This window comes from Salinicola sp. NYA28a, assembly GCF_976982775.1.
This window is the reverse complement of record NZ_OZ334582.1, coordinates 1,450,811-1,467,348: the sequence shown is the minus strand read 5'-3', so window position 1 is coordinate 1,467,348 and position 16,538 is coordinate 1,450,811. Positions and strand designations below refer to the sequence as shown.

The following is a 16,538-nucleotide window of genomic DNA, read 5'->3' as shown; positions in this document are numbered from 1 at the left end:
TGGCCTGGCTTCATTCGGCGCCCGGGCCGTCTTCGCAGGTCATCGACTCGACGTCGAGCTTGCCGCAGCGCAGCGGTGCTCTCCAGTCGCTGATCAGGTTCTTGGAGTCCGGCAGGTAGTCCGACCAGGCATCGCCGGCAACCGTCGTCGGCGTCTGCCAGACCACGCTGAACTGCCCATCGTCCTGGATCTCGCCGATCATCACCGGCTTGGTGATGTGGTGGTTGGGCATCATGGTGGAAGCGCCGCCCGAGAGATTGGGCACGGTCACGCCGATGATCGAATCCTTGACCGCGTCGACATCAGTGGTCCCGGCTTTCTCGACCGCCTGCACCCACATGTTGAAGCCGATGTAATGCGCCTCCATCGGATCGTTGGTCACCGCTTCGTCGTTGCCGGTATAGGCGACCCAGTCGTCGATGAAGTCATAGTTGGCGTCGCTGTCGACGCTCATGAAATAGTTCCACGCCGCCATGTGACCAACCAGCGGTGCGGTATCGATACCGGTCAGCTCCTGCTCGCCCACCGAGAACGCGACGACGGGAATGTCGCCCGCGGAGATGCCCTGGTTGGCGAGTTCGTTGTAGAACGGTACGTTGGCATCGCCGTTGATGGTCGAGACGACGGCGGTCTTCCTGCCCTGGCTGCCGAAATCCTTGACCTGCGAGACGATCGACTGCCAGTCGCTGAAACCGAACGGCGTGTAGTTGATCATGATGTCGTCGCCGGCGACGCCGTTCGCCTTGAGATAGGCTTCGAGGATCTTGTTGGTGGTGCGCGGGTAGACGTAGTCGGTGCCCAGCAGCGCCCAGCGCTCGACGCCCTGGCTCATCAGGTAGTCGACGGCCGGGATCGCCTGCTGATTGGGCGCGGCGCCGGTGTAGAAGATATTCTCCGATGACTCCTCGCCTTCGTACTGCACCGGGTAGAACAGCAGCCCGTCGAGTTCCTCGACCACCGGCAGGACCGCCTTGCGGGATGCGGAGGTCCAGTTGCCGAAGATCACGTCGACATGATCGTCGCCGGTCAGCATGTCGCGCGCCTGTTCGGCATAGAGCGACCAGTCCGATGCCGGATCCATCACCACCGGCTCGAGCTGGCGACCGAGCAGACCGCCGGCTTCGTTCTGCTTGTCGATCAGCATCAGCATTTCGTCCTTGAGCGTCGACTCGCTGATGGCCATGGTGCCGGAGAGCGAATGCAGAATGCCGACACGAATCGGGCCATCGTCCTGCGTCTGTTCCTGGGCAATGGCAGCACTACCGAAACCGGTCAGCCCCAGCGCGATGCTGGAACCGGCAATCAACTTGCGAAGGGAGGTTGTTGTCATTGGGTTCTCCTGGTCATGACCCTTGGTGATCGGCCTGATGATCGTAAATATCCGCGCACCAGACGCGACTATCGATCGAAGAACCCTATGCATTTTTCGTGCCTTGATCGCCGCCCTCGTGATTCTCGCATACAAAAAAGAGCGAAAAGCACGGTAAATTCCGTCAACGAGCCAGAAATTGGTGCAAACGAAATCCCTTGGGCACCGCAAAATTGTCGTTAATGGTGCATTCACTGCCGAAGCTGCACAGTCATTGCACCCTTTTCGAGCAAAAAGATAGCGCCATTACGATTGGCGCTTCATGAGAGTGCATGGGGACATTGGCAGGCCGCCGAGGTCGGCTCGAAAAGTCCTCGAACCGATACGGCGATGAGACACGAAGCGGCGGCGCTCGATGCGCGCCGCATGCCAGGGTCGATGGGCCGGAATCGACGGGGCCGGGAGCGACGAGGCCGGGGTCGACGGGGCCGGAACAGCCGGCAGAGACAGAACTAGAACAGATGCCGATCCAGTGCCATCAGCCCTTCCGGGCCGGCAGCGATCTGGCGCTCCAGCGACTCGTTCCGCGGCAACTGGCGCTCCAGGAAGTGCCGCCCCACGATCAGCTTCGCCTGATAGAAGTCTTTCCCGGCCGGGCCGTTTCCGGACAGACCGCGATGCGCCGCGTGGGCGGCCTTGAACCACATCCAGGCATAGAGGGCATGGCCCAGCAGATGCAGATAATCGTGGGCCGCCGCGCCCGCGGCAGCCGGATCCTTCCCGGCGGCCTCGATCAGCGCGGCGCTGACCCGCTCGAGCCTTTCCAGTTCACGCACCGCCGCCTCCCGGAACGGTCGTAGCGGCGACGCCTCGATATCCTCGCCGCCTCCGAGATCTTCCCGCACCCGCTCGGCGAGACGCTTCACGTATGCCCCTTGATTGCGCGTCAACTTGCGCCCGACCAGATCCATCGCCTGGATGCCGTTGGTGCCTTCGTAGATCATCGCGATCCGGGCATCGCGCACGTACTGTTCCGCGCCCCATTCGACGCAGTAGCCATTGCCGCCATAGAGCTGCTGCGCCTCCACCGTGGCCGCGAAGCCGCGATCGGTCAGGAACGCCTTGGCTACCGGGGTCAATAACGCGACCAGATCCGCCGATGCTTCACGCACCTCGTCATCGGGATGGTACTTGGCACGGTCGAGCTCGCTTGCCACGAACGCCGCGAACAGTCGCCCCCCTTCGTTCCAGGCGCGGGCGTCGAGCGCCATGCGGCGCACGTCGGGATGGACGAGAATCGGATCGGCCGCCTGATCCGGTTCGGCAGCGCTGCCGGGCGCCCGGCTCTGGCGCCGCTCGCGGGCGAACGCCATCGCGCCCTGATAGGCCACCTCGCCCAATCCCAGCCCCTGGAGGCCGATCGAAAGCCGCTCATAGTTCATCATGGTGAACATCGTCGCCAGCCCCTGGTGCGGCTCGCCGATCAGAATGCCGCTGGCCGCTTCGAAGTGCATGACACAGGTGGCGCTGCCCTTGATGCCCATCTTGTGTTCGAGGCCGCCACAAACCACCCCGTTGGGCTCGCCGAGCGAGCCGTCCTCCAGCACCTGTCGCTTGGGCACCAGAAACAGCGAGATGCCCTTGGCGCCTGCGGGCGCCTCCGGCAGTTTGGCCAGCACCAGATGGGCGATGTTCTCGGTCAGATCGTGCTCGCCGCCGGTGATCCAGATCTTGCTGCCGGTGATGGCGTAGCCGCCGCTGCCATCGGGCACGGCGCGGGTCTTGATCAGCCCCAGGTCGGTGCCACAGTGCGGCTCGGTCAGGCACATGGTGCCCAGCCACTCGCCGGCGTAGAGCCGCGGCAGATAGAGCGCCTTGGTGGCCTCGTCGGCGTAGGCATCGAGCAGCAGCCCGGCACCGTTGTTGAGCGTCATATAGAGGGCGAAGCTCGCGTTGCTGGCATAGAGCATTTCGTCGAAGGCCTGCGTCAACAGCTTCGGCAGCCCCTGCCCGCCATGGTCGGGATTGCCTCCCAGCCCGCACCAGCCGCCTCGGGCCAACTCGAGAAACGCCTCCCTGAACCCGGCCGGCGTCCGTACCTCGCCGCCTTCGAAGTGGCAGCCTTCGGCGTCTCCGCGCTGGTTGAGCGGAAACAGTTCGGCCTCGACGAGACGCCCGGCCTCTTCGAGAATGGCATCGGCGAGCTCGGCGTTGAGTTCGGCGGTGGGCGGCATCGCCTGCCATTCCTGATCGGCATGGAACACTTCGTCACGAACGAAGCGCATATCTTCGAGCGGTGCACGATAATCGGCCATTGGAACTCTCCCGGCGGGCTTCAAACATTCGTTTCAATATGGCCATGACTATAGGTGAGAAGAGCGGCGGCCTTCACTCTGACCTTGGTCTAGGCTTTGCCTGAAAAGTGCCTGCGCTCACCGGCTTCTCTCACCGCATCCGGTTTCCCTCCCGTGCCGAACGCTACCATTGGCGACGTTTTTCACCGTATCAGCGGCAGTAAGCGCGAAGATTCCTTCGGGACGGTTGGAACGACCGACTTGATTCAGGATAATTGGCAACTTGCGTGTTCCCGCGGATACGCCAGACTGAGTGCTCTCCCCCACAGGCCGAGCGCTCTCTGGCACGACGCCCGAACGACGCAAGGGAGCGCAAGGGAATCGTCGCCATTCGCCGTGCGATTGCGACTTGGAATAGACTCATCAAAGAATGGAGACGGCTAGTGGCTCAAGACGCCGACAATCAGCCGGATGCGCCGCAGGAAGGCATACCGGCACCCGAGGGTCCCGCCAATCTCATCGATACCGATTATGTGATTGGCCAGGACAATATCCAGACCAACAAGTTTGGTTTCAATGTCGATCTGCATGGCAAGGTCTTCTCGATCTCGTCGCTGCTGATTCTGTTTTTCGTCATCATCACGTTGGCGCTGCCGGACCAGATGGGTCCGCTGTTCAACGGAGCGAAAGGCTTTCTGACCGACAACCTGAGCTGGCTGTTCTTGTTCGCCGCCAATATTTTCGTGCTGGTTTCCGTCGTGCTGATCTTCACGCCGCTGGGCAAGGTGAGAATCGGTGGCCTGCATGCCAAACCGGATTTCAGCTACGCCGGCTGGTTTGCCATGCTGTTCGCAGCGGGCATGGGTATCGGGCTGATGTTCTACGGCGTCTCCGAACCGATCACGCACTTCGGCACGTCCATTTCCGGTGATTCCTGGGCGCCGCTGGGGGGTGCCGAAGGCGACCAGGCCGCCGCGCAATCCCTGGCCATGGCTGCCACCATCTTCCACTGGGGTCTGCACCCGTGGGGTATCTACGCGGTCGTCGCGCTGTCGCTGGCACTCTTTTCCTTCAACAAGGGCCTGCCGCTGACCATGCGCTCGATCTTCTACCCGATTCTGGGTGAGCGGATCTGGGGCTGGCCGGGCCACGTCATCGATATCCTGGCCGTGTTCGCCACGCTGTTCGGCCTGGCGACCTCTCTGGGTCTCGGTGCTTCCCAGGCCTCTGCCGGCCTCAACTACCTGTTCGGTATTCCCAATACCGACGTGACCATGGTGCTGCTGATCATCGGTATCACGCTGGTTGCGCTGATGTCGGTCATGCTGGGTGTCGACAAGGGCGTTCAGCGTCTGTCGCAGATCAACATGGGCCTGGCCTTCCTGCTGCTGCTGTTCGTGATCATCGTCGGCCCGACGCTGCTGATCGCTACCGGCTTCATCGAGAACATGGGCTCCTACCTCGCGAACCTGCCGGCGCTCTCCAACCCGTTCGGTCGTGACGATACCAACTTCGTCCATGGCTGGACCGCCTTCTACTGGGCCTGGTGGATCTCCTGGTCACCGTTCGTGGGCATGTTCATCGCCCGCGTCAGCCGGGGTCGTACGGTGCGCGAGTTCCTGATCGCCGTGCTGCTGGTGCCCACCGTCGTTTCCGTTCTGTGGATGACGGCCTTCGGTGACACTGCGATCGACCAGCTTGCCAACCAAGGCTTCGAAGGCGTCAAGAATGCCGCGCTGGAGCTGCAGCTGTTCACCATGCTGGGCCAGTTGCCGCTGACGACGATCACCTCGTTCGTTGGCATCATTCTGGTCATGGTGTTCTTCATCACCTCTTCCGACTCCGGCTCGCTGGTCATCGACTCGATCACCGCTGGCGGTAAGGTCGACGCACCGAAGCCGCAGCGCGTGTTCTGGGCCTTGATCGAAGGTGCCATTGCCATCGCGCTACTGCTGGGCGGTGGATTGACGGCACTGCAGGCCGCAGTGATCGCTACTGGCCTGCCGTTCACCATCGTCCTGCTGGCCGCGTGCTATGCGATCATCCAGGGGCTGCGTTCCGAACCCCGCGGCTGATGGCATCGTAGACGGTGGATCCAAAAAAGCGGGCGGCTCATGGAGCCGCCCGCTTTTCGTTGAAGTCCTCGATATTCCCTTCCCGGCTCGTGCCGGCTTACCGCCACAGCGCGCTGACCGGCGTGTTCCAATCGTAGTGATAGAGAATCTGGGCCTGCAGCAGTTCTGCCGTAGCCAGTGAGTCGACCAGGGCGTGATGGCCGGTATAAGCGGGAAGATGGTAGCGCTGGCGACTCTCGTGGAGGCGAATCGAGGCCATGGGCCGCCCCGCCCAGCGCCGCAGCCTGGCCCACCAGGGCTGGCGATGGATCCGCGCTTCCAGTGACATGGTGTCGATCATCGGCATCAGCAGACCATCGCCCAGACGCTCGCGAATCGCGGCATCCAGGAAAGTCCGCTCCAACTGACGATAGTGCACCACGGCCAGCCGACCGGCGAGCACCGTCAGCAGCTCGTCGATGATCGATGCAAAATCAGGAGCATCCGCCACTTCTGCATGGGTGATGTGATGAAAGGCGACCGATTCATCGCTCAACTGGCGCCGGGGCGACAGCACCCAGTAGCGGCCGTCCGCGGGGCGGATTCGCGACAGGGTGAACGGCATCACGCCGACGCTGACGATGTCGTGGCGGTTGCCGTCCAGGCCGGTGGTCTCGAAATCCATGGCCACCAGCGGCGCCTCGCCGATCGGCATGTCGGGGTCCAGCGTACCCTGCGCGAAGAAGCTGGCCAGCCGCGGCACCTGGGTCTGTTGCGCGCGGGCTGCCATGTAGTCGGGCCAGTTCGGCCGAGTGCTTCCTTTCGAGCTCAGGCGCGGCATCAGCGACGACTCCGGGACGAGGCATTGCCGCCCGGCTGGGCAGCACCCTTCGACGCCCCCTGCCTGGACGGCATGGTGTAGCGAAAGGAGAGAAACTTCTGGGCGTTGCTGATCGCTTCGAAGGCATCCTTGAGATGGTGACGCTCACGGCTGTCGATGTTTTCGGGATCGATGCTGTTGTCGGGCTCGGCGCCCTGCTCGATCGCGTCGGCCTGATGGCGAATGCGCACCATCGACATGAATTCGAAGGCGTAGCGAAGGCGCTCGGTGACGCCGTCCGCCAACAGCTTCGTCTGGGCGATATCGTCGAGACGGGCGAAGCTGTTCTGGGCTTTCGAGCCGCAGGCCAGCGCATGGACGCGCACCAGATCCGTCAACGGCGCGGTGCCACGGCGCTTGAGATTGATCGACTTGCGGTGCTCGCCATCCTGCTCCATGACGAACTTGCGGAAGAAGCCCAGCGGCGGCGTCCGGTTCTTGGCGTTGCGCGCCAGCGCCGCGAGAAAGACAGGGCGCTGCGGCGCCAGTTCGGCGATCAGATCCTGCAGCGACTCGACCATGGGCGCCTCGCCATGCACCGGGGCCAGATCGAAGAAGATGGAGCTGTGCAGCAGCCGTTCGCCGTTGGGTTCGTCCATCCACTCGGTGAAATAGCGCTTCCAGACCGCCAGCGGCTGCCGCCAGCGCGGGTTGGTCGCCATCACGTCGCCCTTGCAATAGGCGTAACCGCAGGCGGCAAGGCCATCACAGACGAACTTGGCCAGGGCTTCGAAATAGGCTTCGTGCTGTGCCGGATCGTAGCTGTCGTCGAGCACCAGCGCGTTGTCCTGATCGGCGTTGATGGTCGGCTCTTCCCGCGCCATCGAGCCCAGCACCATGAAGCAGTAGGGAACCGGCGCCGGCCCCAGTTCGGCTTCCGCCAGCTCGAGCAGACGCTGTGTGAACGCCCGGCCGATCGTTGCCAGCGCCCGGCAGACCATCTCCGAATTGGCACCGTCGGCGACCATGCGCACGAACCCCGTGCGAGCCTCGGGGGACAGTCTGGCGAGCTGTTCCGGCGTGTTCTGAACGAAGATGTTGTTGACCAGAAACAGGCTGCTGTGGGTCTCGTGGCGCACGATATCGGAGAGGTGCAGCACGCCGACCGGCTGGCGACGATGCAGCACCGGCAGATGGTGAACCTGGTTGCGCAGCATGCTCAGCATCGCTTCGTAGACCGATTCATCGGACTGGGTCACGATCAACTTCCGCGACATCACCTCGCCCACCGCCGTGTCGGGCGACTTGCCCTCCGCCAGCACGCGGGTGCAGAAATCGCGATCGGTGAGAATGCCGTTGAGCTGCCAGTATCGGCCGTCACGCCCGGTGAACGTATAGGCGGACTGCGTCTCGGTGACATCCACCACCAGCACGCAGGTCGCGTTGGCGTCGCGCATCTGCTGCGCAGCCTGCTGCAGCGAAGTGCTGGCCTCGACCATTTCCGGCTGGCGCGTGATCAGCTTGCGCACTCGCGTGGTCATCAGGCCGCTGTCGTCGCGCTGCTGTTCGACCGTCACCTTGAGTCGCTGGCCGCCGGTCTCCACGAATTCGGAGAAGTCGTCGTCTTCCTCGCAGACCGCTTCGAACACATCGCCGGGGATGAAATAGATCAGCGTGTCCTCGATCGCGCTGACCGGATAGCGCACCCGGCGATTGCTGCGCAGCAGGTCCGCGTAACCGAAGATATCGCCCTCGCTCAGGCGATTGAACAACCGGCCACTGCGCTGATACATCTCGACCGCGCCGCTGCGGATGTACCACAGGGAGTCGATCGGCTGATCCTTGACCAGCAGCTCGCTGCCGGCCTGGAAGTAGCGAATCTCGACCTCGCCGGCAATGCGATCGAGCAACGCATCGGGAAGATTGTCGAACGGCGCGAACTGCGCCATATGGCTGCGGATATCCAACTGCTCAACGTTCATGCGCCCCTCCCCGTCGCGAAGGCTTATTGTCGAAGGGCCGGGAGATGGCGTCAACGACGGCTTGTCTGCTATCCGTTTGATCCGCCGGTAAAAACCGCCGTTGTCGCCATCGGCCTGAAGAGCACGAAGCGCCGGGTCAGTCACCCTCGCGCGCGAGTGCGCGCAGCCGATCGCTGGCGATTTCGAAGATTCCCTGGGTCGAGACGTCGGTCATGCCTCCGACATGCGGCGTCGCGATCACGTTCTGGGCGAATATCGGATCCGCGGGATCGGGCGGCTCTTCCCAGAACACGTCGAGCCCGGCGCCACCCAGCCGGCCCGAGCGCAGCGCCTGCAACAGCGCGTCGCGCTCAACCAGCCCGCCGCGCCCCAGATTGATCAGAAAGCTGCCCGGCTTAAAGGTCGTCAGGGAGGCCGCATCGATCAGGTGATGGGTTTGCGGGGTATCCGGCAGCGTCAAGACGACGAAATCCGCCCGCGCCAGCAGCGTGGGCAGCTCTTCCAGCGTGCCCAACCAGGCAAGCCCGTGGCGTTCGGCGACCGCGGGGTCGGCGTGGCGCTTGATGCCCAGCAGGGTCATGTCGAAAGCGTGCAGCCGCCTGGCCAGCGCCCGGCCCAGACCGCCCAGCCCCACGATTCCCGCTGTCTTGCCCTTGAGTCCCATCCCGATCGGTCCGCCCAACTGGCGGTCGGCCAGAAACTCGGGAATTCGCTTCGCCTGCCGGGCCAGCCCCAGCATCATCCAGATGCCCAGCTCCGCCACGGAATCGGCGTTGCCCGAGATATCCGTCGGCACATTGGCGACCTCGATGCCCCGCGCCTCGGCCGCCTGCCGGTCGACGCCCTCCAGTCCGGCACCGATCTGCTGTATGAGTTTGAGACGATCGGCCGTCGCCAGCAGCGGCGCATCCACGCGGCTCATGGTCGGAATCAGCGCATCGAAACCCGCCAGGGTCTTCAACTCGTATCCACCGGCCGCCACGAACTCGACATCGGGCAGGGCCTGCCGGAACTTGGCGAGAATACCGCCCCAGGCATCCTCCTCGGCTGCAAATAGTACGCGCACGGGTGCCCTCTCATCGTGAATCGGAGAAAAATACCATGCCGGGTAACGGGTTCGGAGTAAATGGCGGGACCAGCGCTCGTCAGGCGCTATCGGCCTTCGACAACGGCGTGGGATGCTTCCCTTCGACCCAGCCGAGACTGCCGCTGTCGCTCGGCTGGAACCAGTCGAGGCGAGCCGCCAGCTCGACCACGCTGCCGACGATGATCAATGTCGGCGGTCTTGGCTGATACCGGTCGAGGCTCGGGGGCAAATGCCCGAGCGTTCCCAGATGCACACGCTGATTGGCCGTCGTGCCCTGCTCGACCAGCGCCATCGGCGTGGCGGCATCGAGCCCATGCGCCACCAGCCGCTCGCGAATCAGATCCAGCGCTCCCAGCCCCATGTAGAAGACCAGGGTCTGGCCGCCGCGGGCCAGTGCCGGCCAGTCGAGGTCGCAGCTGCCGTTCTTGAGATGACCAGTGACGAAGCGCACCGACTGGGCGTGATCGCGATGGGTCAACGGTATCCCGGCGTAGGCCGCGCAACCGGACGCCGCGGTGATCCCCGGCACCACGTCGAAATCGACGCCGGCTTCGACCAGCGTCTCGAGCTCTTCGCCACCGCGACCGAAGATGAACGGATCGCCCCCCTTCAAGCGAACCACCCGGTTGCCTGCTTTCGCCCAATCGACCAGCGCCTGATTGATCCCCTCCTGCGGCACGCTGTGCCGGGAGCGCGCCTTGCCGACGTAGAAACGCTTCGCCTCCGGCCTGGCCAGCGCCAGGATCTCCTGACTGACCAACCGGTCGTGAATCACCACGTCCGCGCGCTGCAGTTGCTTGAGCGCCTTCAGCGTCAGCAGTTCCGGATCGCCCGGCCCGGCGCCGACCAACGAGACATGCCCCCGCTGCCAGTGCGTGCCGGCGGGTGCCGCCGCGTCTTGAACGGTCACTCTCGGCGGCAGCCGGACGCTGCATAGCGCCGGATGCGACGGCACGAAAACGGCCACGCCTGCCTGCCGCGCCAGCGTCGCCATTCGGCGATCGCGCTCGCCGTCACCCGTGGCGACCAGCCATAGCTGACCGATACCGGGCACCGGCTCCGCGTCGTCCATCTTCCATTCTTGCGCCTGGCACAGGCGTGCCAGGGCCGGCATCGCCGAAGTGGCATGCACGGTCACCGCCGGCACCAGCCCGGCGATACGCTGCGCCAGTATCAGCGCTTCGCTGCCGCCACCGATGAGATGCACATCGAGACAGGCAGGGTCATATTGGAGAGTGAGCGAGTCGGTCACGAGTCGGGCCGCTGGTCGGAAAGAAGAACGTGGCGCGCCGGGCTGAAGCGTATTCGGTCGAGGAACGCGCGACTGAGGCATAGGACTGAAGCATAGCCTGCAACGCCACCCTGATGGATTGAGTGTACGGCTTCCCCTGCGCACGACGAAGTAACGCTTTTTTGTAGAGTTATAACCAAACGATCCCTCATGCCATTTGGCTATGAGGGATCGTCGACAACGGGATCAGTCGGCGTTGAAGCGAGTGACCCCGCCCATATACGGCGCCAGCGCCGCGGGCACGTCGATGCTGCCGTCGGCGTTCTGATAGTTTTCCAGCACCGCCAGCAGACAGCGCCCCACCGCCAGGCCCGAGCCATTCAGCGTATGCACCAACTGCGGCTTCTTCTGATCCGGGCTGCGGAAGCGCGCCTGCATTCGCCGTGCCTGGAAGTCCTCGCAGTTGGAAACGGAGGATATCTCGCGATACGTCGCCTGGCTCGGCAACCAGACCTCGAGATCGTAGGTCTTGGTGGCACTGGCGCCCATGTCGCCGGTGCACAGCGTCACCACGCGATACGGCAGCTCCAGTGCCTGCAGAATCGCCTCGGCGTGGCTGCGCATCGCCTCCAGCGCCTCGTAGCTGGTCGCCGGGTCGACCACCTGCACCATCTCGACCTTGTCGAACTGGTGCTGGCGAATCATTCCGCGGGTGTCGCGACCGTAGGCGCCGGCCTCGCTGCGGAAGCACGGGGTATGGGCGGTCAACTTCAATGGCAACGAGGCGTGATCGAGAATCTCGTCGCGCACGAAATTGGTCAGCGGGACTTCGGCGGTCGGGATCAGGTAGTAGTCGCTGTCGGCGAGCTTGAAAAGATCCTCGCCGAACTTGGGCAACTGGCCGGTGCCCGTCAACGTCTCGGCATTGACCATGTAGGGCACGTAGCACTCTTCGTAGCCGTGATCCTGGGTCTGCTTGTCGAGCATGAACTGGATCAGCGCCCGGTGCAGGCGGGCGATCGGCCCGCGCATCACGGCGAAACGCGAGCCGGTCAGCTTGGTTGCCATCTCGAAATCGAGATAGCCGAACCGGGCCCCCAGGTCGACATGGTCGCGAACCTCGAAGTCGAATTCGCGTGGCGTTCCCCAGCGATGCAGCTCGACATTGTCGCCCTCGTCGGCTCCCTCGGGAACGTCTTCATGAGGCAGGTTGGGCAGCCCGGCCACCAGATCGTCCCAGGCCTGTTGCACTTCGCCCAGCTCGCGCTTGGCACGGTCGAGATCATCGCCAAGCTGACCCACTTCGGCGAGCAGCGGCTGGATGTCTTCCCCGGCGGCCTTCGCCTTGCCAATCGATTTGGAACGCACGTTACGCTCGTTCTGCAACTGCTCGGTCCGCGTCTGCAGCTCGCGACGCCGGGACTCGAGCGACTCGAGCTGTTCGGTATCGAGAGTGAAGCCCCGCAGGGCCAGGCGTTGGGCGACGAACTGCGGATCGCTACGCAACAGCTTCGGATCGAGCATGACTGAGTTCCGTTAGTTGAAAGCAGAGAATCTTGATCTGGATACGACCAAAAACGCGGCGCAACCCAATGAGAGTCACGACGCCCCGGCCGATTATTCTATGGTCAGCGAAGACCAGCAAAGGCCAGCGAAGAGCGCTCATTGTAAGGAAAACCCCACCCCGGCACCATGCACCACCGGGGATTCGTGTCACAGCGCTGTTTGGCGCGCTAAACTATCCGCCCTCGAGCGCTCCGGCGCCAAGAACCGATAACCTGCCGGATGGAATCCGTCCGGCGACGGCCGCCCGACCGGCCCGACGTGATGGCTTGATGCATGACGATGATTACACGCCTAGATCCGGCCAGTGCCGATCTCACCCTGCCCGAGCGCTATCGCCGGTTCCTCGCCGAGCTGGCCGATGCGGGTTTCCGGGGAGACATCGGCGACGATGCCGCCAACCGTACCGTGCTGACGACGGACAACTCCATTTACCAGCGCCTGCCGATGGCGGTGCTCTATCCGCGCGATGCTGCCGATCTCGAACTGATCGCCCGCCTGCTCGGACGCGAGGCGCACCGCGACATCGTGCTCGCCCCGCGCGGCGGCGGCACCGGCACCAACGGCCAGTCGCTGACCGACGGGCTGGTAGTGGATGTCTCCCGTTACATGAACCGGATCCTCGAGATCGACGTCGAGAACCGCCGGGTGCGGGTTCAGGCCGGCGTGGTCAAGGATCAGCTCAACGCCGCGCTCAAGCCCCATGGACTGTTCTTCGCCCCGGAGCTTTCCACCTCCAACCGCGCCACGATTGGCGGCATGATTTCCACCGATGCCAGCGGCCAGGGCAGTTGCGAATACGGCAAGACGCGCAACCACGTGCTCGAGATCGATGTCGTGCTGCCCGGCGGCGAACGGCTCGAGAGTCGGCCGCTGACCGAGACAGCACTGGCGGCCGCCTGCCAGCGCAACGACCGGGTCGGTGAGATCTACCGCGCGGTGAGCGACATCGTGACTACCGAGCGGGAGCGCATCGCGGCGACGTTTCCGCCGCTCAACCGCTGTCTGACCGGCTACGATCTGGCACATCTGACCGACGACGAAGGCCGCTTCGATCTCAACAGCGTCTTGTGCGGCGCCGAGGGCTCGCTGGCGCTGCTCAACGAGGCGACGCTCAACGTGTTGCCGCTGCCCAAACACTCGACCCTGGTCAACGTGCGCTATACCGGCTTCATGGACGCGCTGCGCGATGCCAAGGCGCTGATGGCGGAAGGCAGCCCGACATCGATCGAAACCATCGACGACCGGGTACTGCAGCTGGCGATGGAGGATTTCGTCTGGGACAGCGTGGCGGAATTCTTCCCCGTCGTTGGTGACAATGGCGAGCGCGGGACACCGATTCGCGGCATCAACCTGGTTGAGTTCAACGATGACGATCCGGCGCGGCTGGCAGAGCGCGTTCAGGCGTTCGTCGCGCATCTCGGCTCGGATGCCGGCGTCCAACGGCTCGGCTACACCCTGGCCGAGGGCCGCCCGCAGATCGCCCGGGTCTATGCCATGCGCAAGCGCGCCGTGGGCCTGCTCGGCAATGCCAAGGGCGAGAAGCGTCCGATCCCGTTCGTCGAGGACACGGCCGTCCCGCCCGAGCGACTGGCCGACTACATCGCCGAGTTTCGCCAGTTGCTGGATGCTCGGGGCCTCGAATACGGCATGTTCGGCCACGTCGACGCCGGCGTGCTGCACGTCCGCCCCGCCATCGACATGAAGGATCCGGCGCAGGCGCGCCTGATTCGCGAGATTTCCGACGAGGTGGCAGCGCTGACCCAGCGCTACGGTGGGCTGCTGTGGGGTGAACACGGCAAGGGCGTGCGTTCCGAATATACGCCGCGCTTCTTCGGCGAGCTCTACCCCGCGCTGCAACGGGTGAAAGCCGCCTTCGACCCGCACAACCAGTTCAACCCGGGCAAGGTCGCGACACCGCTCTCTAGCCCGCCCGAAGCCGCGGGTCTTTCCATCCCGCCCGAAGCCGCGGGTCTTTCCATCCCGCCCGAAGCCGCGGGTCTTTCCATCCCGCCCGAAGACGCGGGCAGCGCGAAAGGTACAACCACGCATTCCGCAGCGTCGGGAGAGAGGTCAGGCGAGATCGGCATCGTCGACGGCTTCGATCCGGGGCTGCTGGCGATCGATGGCGTTACCACGCGCGGCGAGCTGGATCGCCAGATCGACGAGCGGGTCTGGCAGGAGAACGCCAGCGCCGTCTACTGCAACGGCAACGGCGCCTGCTACAACTACGATCCGGCCGATGCCATGTGTCCTTCCTGGAAGGCGACGCGTGAACGCATCCACTCCCCCAAGGGCCGCGCCAGCCTGATGCGCGAATGGCTGCGCCGCCAGGGCAACGCCGGTGTCGACGTGATCGAGGTGAGCCGAGCCCAGCGCCGCGGCGGCCTCGGCGCCTGGCTCCTGGCCCAGCCCGGCAAGATCGGGCGGTCGATCGCCCGGCGGCGCGGCGAAGCGGACTTCTCGCACGAGGTTCATGACGCCATGGCCGGGTGTCTGGCGTGCAAGTCCTGCGCCGGCCAGTGTCCGATCAAGGTTGACGTGCCGGATTTCCGCTCGCGCTTTCTGGAGAGCTACCACAGCCGCTACGCGCGCCCGCTGCGCGACTATCTGATCGGCGGGCTCGAGTTCGTGGTGCCGCATCTTCGACCGGTGACGCCACTCTACAACGCCCTGCTCGACAACCGCCTGGTCGACCGCTTCCTGGCGAAGGGTCTCGGCATCGTCGACAGTCCGAAACTCTCCCGCGCCAGCCTCGGGAAAACGCTCGCCGCCTGGGGCGTCGCCGAAGCCACGCCGTTGACGCTGGGGCGACTCACGGCGGCCCAGAAAAGCCGCAGCGTGGTGCTGGTGCAGGACGCCTTTACCAGCCACTTCGAGTCGCGACTGGTGATGGATGTGGTCGAGCTGCTGTCGCGCCTGGATATCCGGGTGTTCGTGGCGCCCTTCCACCCCAATGGCAAGCCGCTGCACGTGCAGGGCTTCCTCGGTCGCTTCGAGCGAGTGGCGGCAAGGCAGGCGGCCAGGCTCCGAGCGCTTTCCCGCTTCGGCGTACCGCTGGTGGGTATCGATCCGGCGATGACGCTCACCTACCGTCAGGAATACGTCAAGACGCTGGGGCCGCAGGCGGTGCCGGAGGTACTGCTGCTGCAGGAGTGGCTGCTATCGCTGGGGCAATCGATTCTGCCGCGAGGCTGGCGCGACGAGGCGACCGGCACCGACCCCGGCTATCGCCTGATGAGCCACTGTACCGAGAAGACCAACGCGCCGGGCAGCCCCAGGAGCTGGCAGCAGCTGTTCGCGCACTTCGGGCTTCAACTGGATCTGGTCGCCACCGGCTGCTGCGGCATGTCCGGCACCTACGGGCACGAAGCGCGCAACCGCGACACCTCGGAAAAAATCTACGACCTCTCGTGGCGCGAACCGGTGGAAGATGACGCCAATACCGGTCGCCTGCTCGCCACGGGTTACTCCTGTCGCAGCCAGGTCAAGCGGCTGTCGGATCAGATACTGCCGCACCCGTTACAGGCGCTGTTGAAATGGATCAAGATCGCGGATGGGTCTATTAATTGAGCCATTGAGCCATTGAGCCGTCGAACAGAAACGGGGTTCGAAGACGAGCCCCCGCGGCCGCTGTATCCATTGACCGACCGCTTCCCTCGCCAACCAGGAGCCAACCCATGTCCGCCGCGAAGCATGTCGTTTGTCCGCACTGTCATGCCGTCAACCGAGTCGCCAACGAGCGCCTGCGGGACGGCCCCCAGTGCGGGCGCTGCCACAACGCCCTGTTCGGGGACCAGCCGCTGACGCTGGATTCGGCCAATTTCGATCGTTTCGTGTCGCGTAGCGATCTGCCGATTCTGATCGACTTCTGGGCCGACTGGTGCGGCCCCTGCAAGGCGATGGCGCCAGGGTTCGCCCAAGCCGCCAGGGCGTTGTCGCCGAACGTCATCCTGGGCAAGCTGGATACCGAAGCCGCGACGGATATCGCCTCGCGATTCGGTATTCGCAGCATCCCGACGCTGATCCTGTTCCGCGGCGGGCGAGAGATCGCGCGCCAGGCCGGTGCCATGGGCTCCGCGGATATCGTCAACTGGACCCAGCGACAACTCGCCACACCCTGAAGCCTCCTTTGCCTTCGATTCGGCATTGCATCAATGCAATGCCGCCGCTAGTCTGCGCGCCTTTTGCCACCTCC

Annotated in this window: 10 protein-coding genes; 3 read left to right on the top strand and 7 right to left on the bottom strand. The window is 64.3% G+C overall.

The annotated features are described in order from the left end of the window. Positions 1–10 precede the first annotated feature (10 nt). Both urtA and ACWHY3_RS06590 read right to left on the bottom strand, forming a co-directional pair. Positions 11–1,330 (bottom strand): urea ABC transporter substrate-binding protein, encoded by a 1,320-nt coding sequence (urtA, locus tag ACWHY3_RS06595; RefSeq protein WP_448127876.1) that lies wholly within the window; start codon positions 1,328–1,330, stop codon positions 11–13. A gap of 491 nt (positions 1,331–1,821) precedes the next feature. After that, positions 1,822–3,624 (bottom strand): acyl-CoA dehydrogenase C-terminal domain-containing protein, encoded by a 1,803-nt coding sequence (locus ACWHY3_RS06590; protein ID WP_087717982.1) that lies wholly within the window; start codon positions 3,622–3,624, stop codon positions 1,822–1,824. 422 nt (positions 3,625–4,046) lie between these two features. On the opposite strand from ACWHY3_RS06590, the gene ACWHY3_RS06585 reads away from it, so the two are divergent. Continuing rightward, complete coding sequence (locus ACWHY3_RS06585) at positions 4,047–5,678, top strand: BCCT family transporter (RefSeq protein WP_087717983.1); 1,632 nt, start codon at positions 4,047–4,049, stop codon at positions 5,676–5,678. 97 nt (positions 5,679–5,775) lie between these two features. Here ACWHY3_RS06585 and ACWHY3_RS06580 read toward each other — a convergent pair whose 3' ends face one another. The 5 genes from ACWHY3_RS06580 to serS form a co-directional block, all read right to left on the bottom strand. Continuing rightward, complete coding sequence (locus tag ACWHY3_RS06580) at positions 5,776–6,498, bottom strand: 3'-5' exonuclease (RefSeq protein WP_087717984.1); 723 nt, start codon at positions 6,496–6,498, stop codon at positions 5,776–5,778. After that, a complete protein-coding gene (locus ACWHY3_RS06575; RefSeq protein ID WP_448127875.1) occupies positions 6,498–8,459 on the bottom strand; it encodes a DUF294 nucleotidyltransferase-like domain-containing protein in 1,962 nt (653 codons plus the stop codon). The genes ACWHY3_RS06580 and ACWHY3_RS06575 overlap by 1 nt, the downstream gene beginning before the upstream one ends. Before the next feature lie 136 nt (positions 8,460–8,595). Continuing rightward, complete coding sequence (locus tag ACWHY3_RS06570; RefSeq protein ID WP_439284839.1) at positions 8,596–9,525, bottom strand: 2-hydroxyacid dehydrogenase; 930 nt, start codon at positions 9,523–9,525, stop codon at positions 8,596–8,598. A gap of 79 nt (positions 9,526–9,604) precedes the next feature. Beyond that, a complete protein-coding gene (cobA, locus tag ACWHY3_RS06565) occupies positions 9,605–10,540 on the bottom strand; it encodes a uroporphyrinogen-III C-methyltransferase (protein WP_439284865.1) in 936 nt (311 codons plus the stop codon). 483 nt (positions 10,541–11,023) lie between these two features. After that, positions 11,024–12,301, bottom strand: coding sequence for a serine--tRNA ligase (gene serS, locus ACWHY3_RS06560; protein WP_448127874.1), 1,278 nt, complete (start codon positions 12,299–12,301; stop codon positions 11,024–11,026). A 321-nt stretch (positions 12,302–12,622) separates the two neighbouring features. Between serS and ACWHY3_RS06555 the strand changes: the two genes are divergently transcribed. Beyond that, on the top strand, positions 12,623–15,913 hold the full coding sequence (locus tag ACWHY3_RS06555) for an FAD-binding and (Fe-S)-binding domain-containing protein (protein ID WP_448127873.1): 3,291 nt from the start codon (positions 12,623–12,625) through the stop codon (positions 15,911–15,913). Positions 15,914–16,020: 107 nt separating this feature from the next. Then, positions 16,021–16,464 (top strand): thioredoxin TrxC, encoded by a 444-nt coding sequence (trxC, locus tag ACWHY3_RS06550; RefSeq protein WP_322527707.1) that lies wholly within the window; start codon positions 16,021–16,023, stop codon positions 16,462–16,464. Positions 16,465–16,538: the final 74 nt, after the last annotated feature.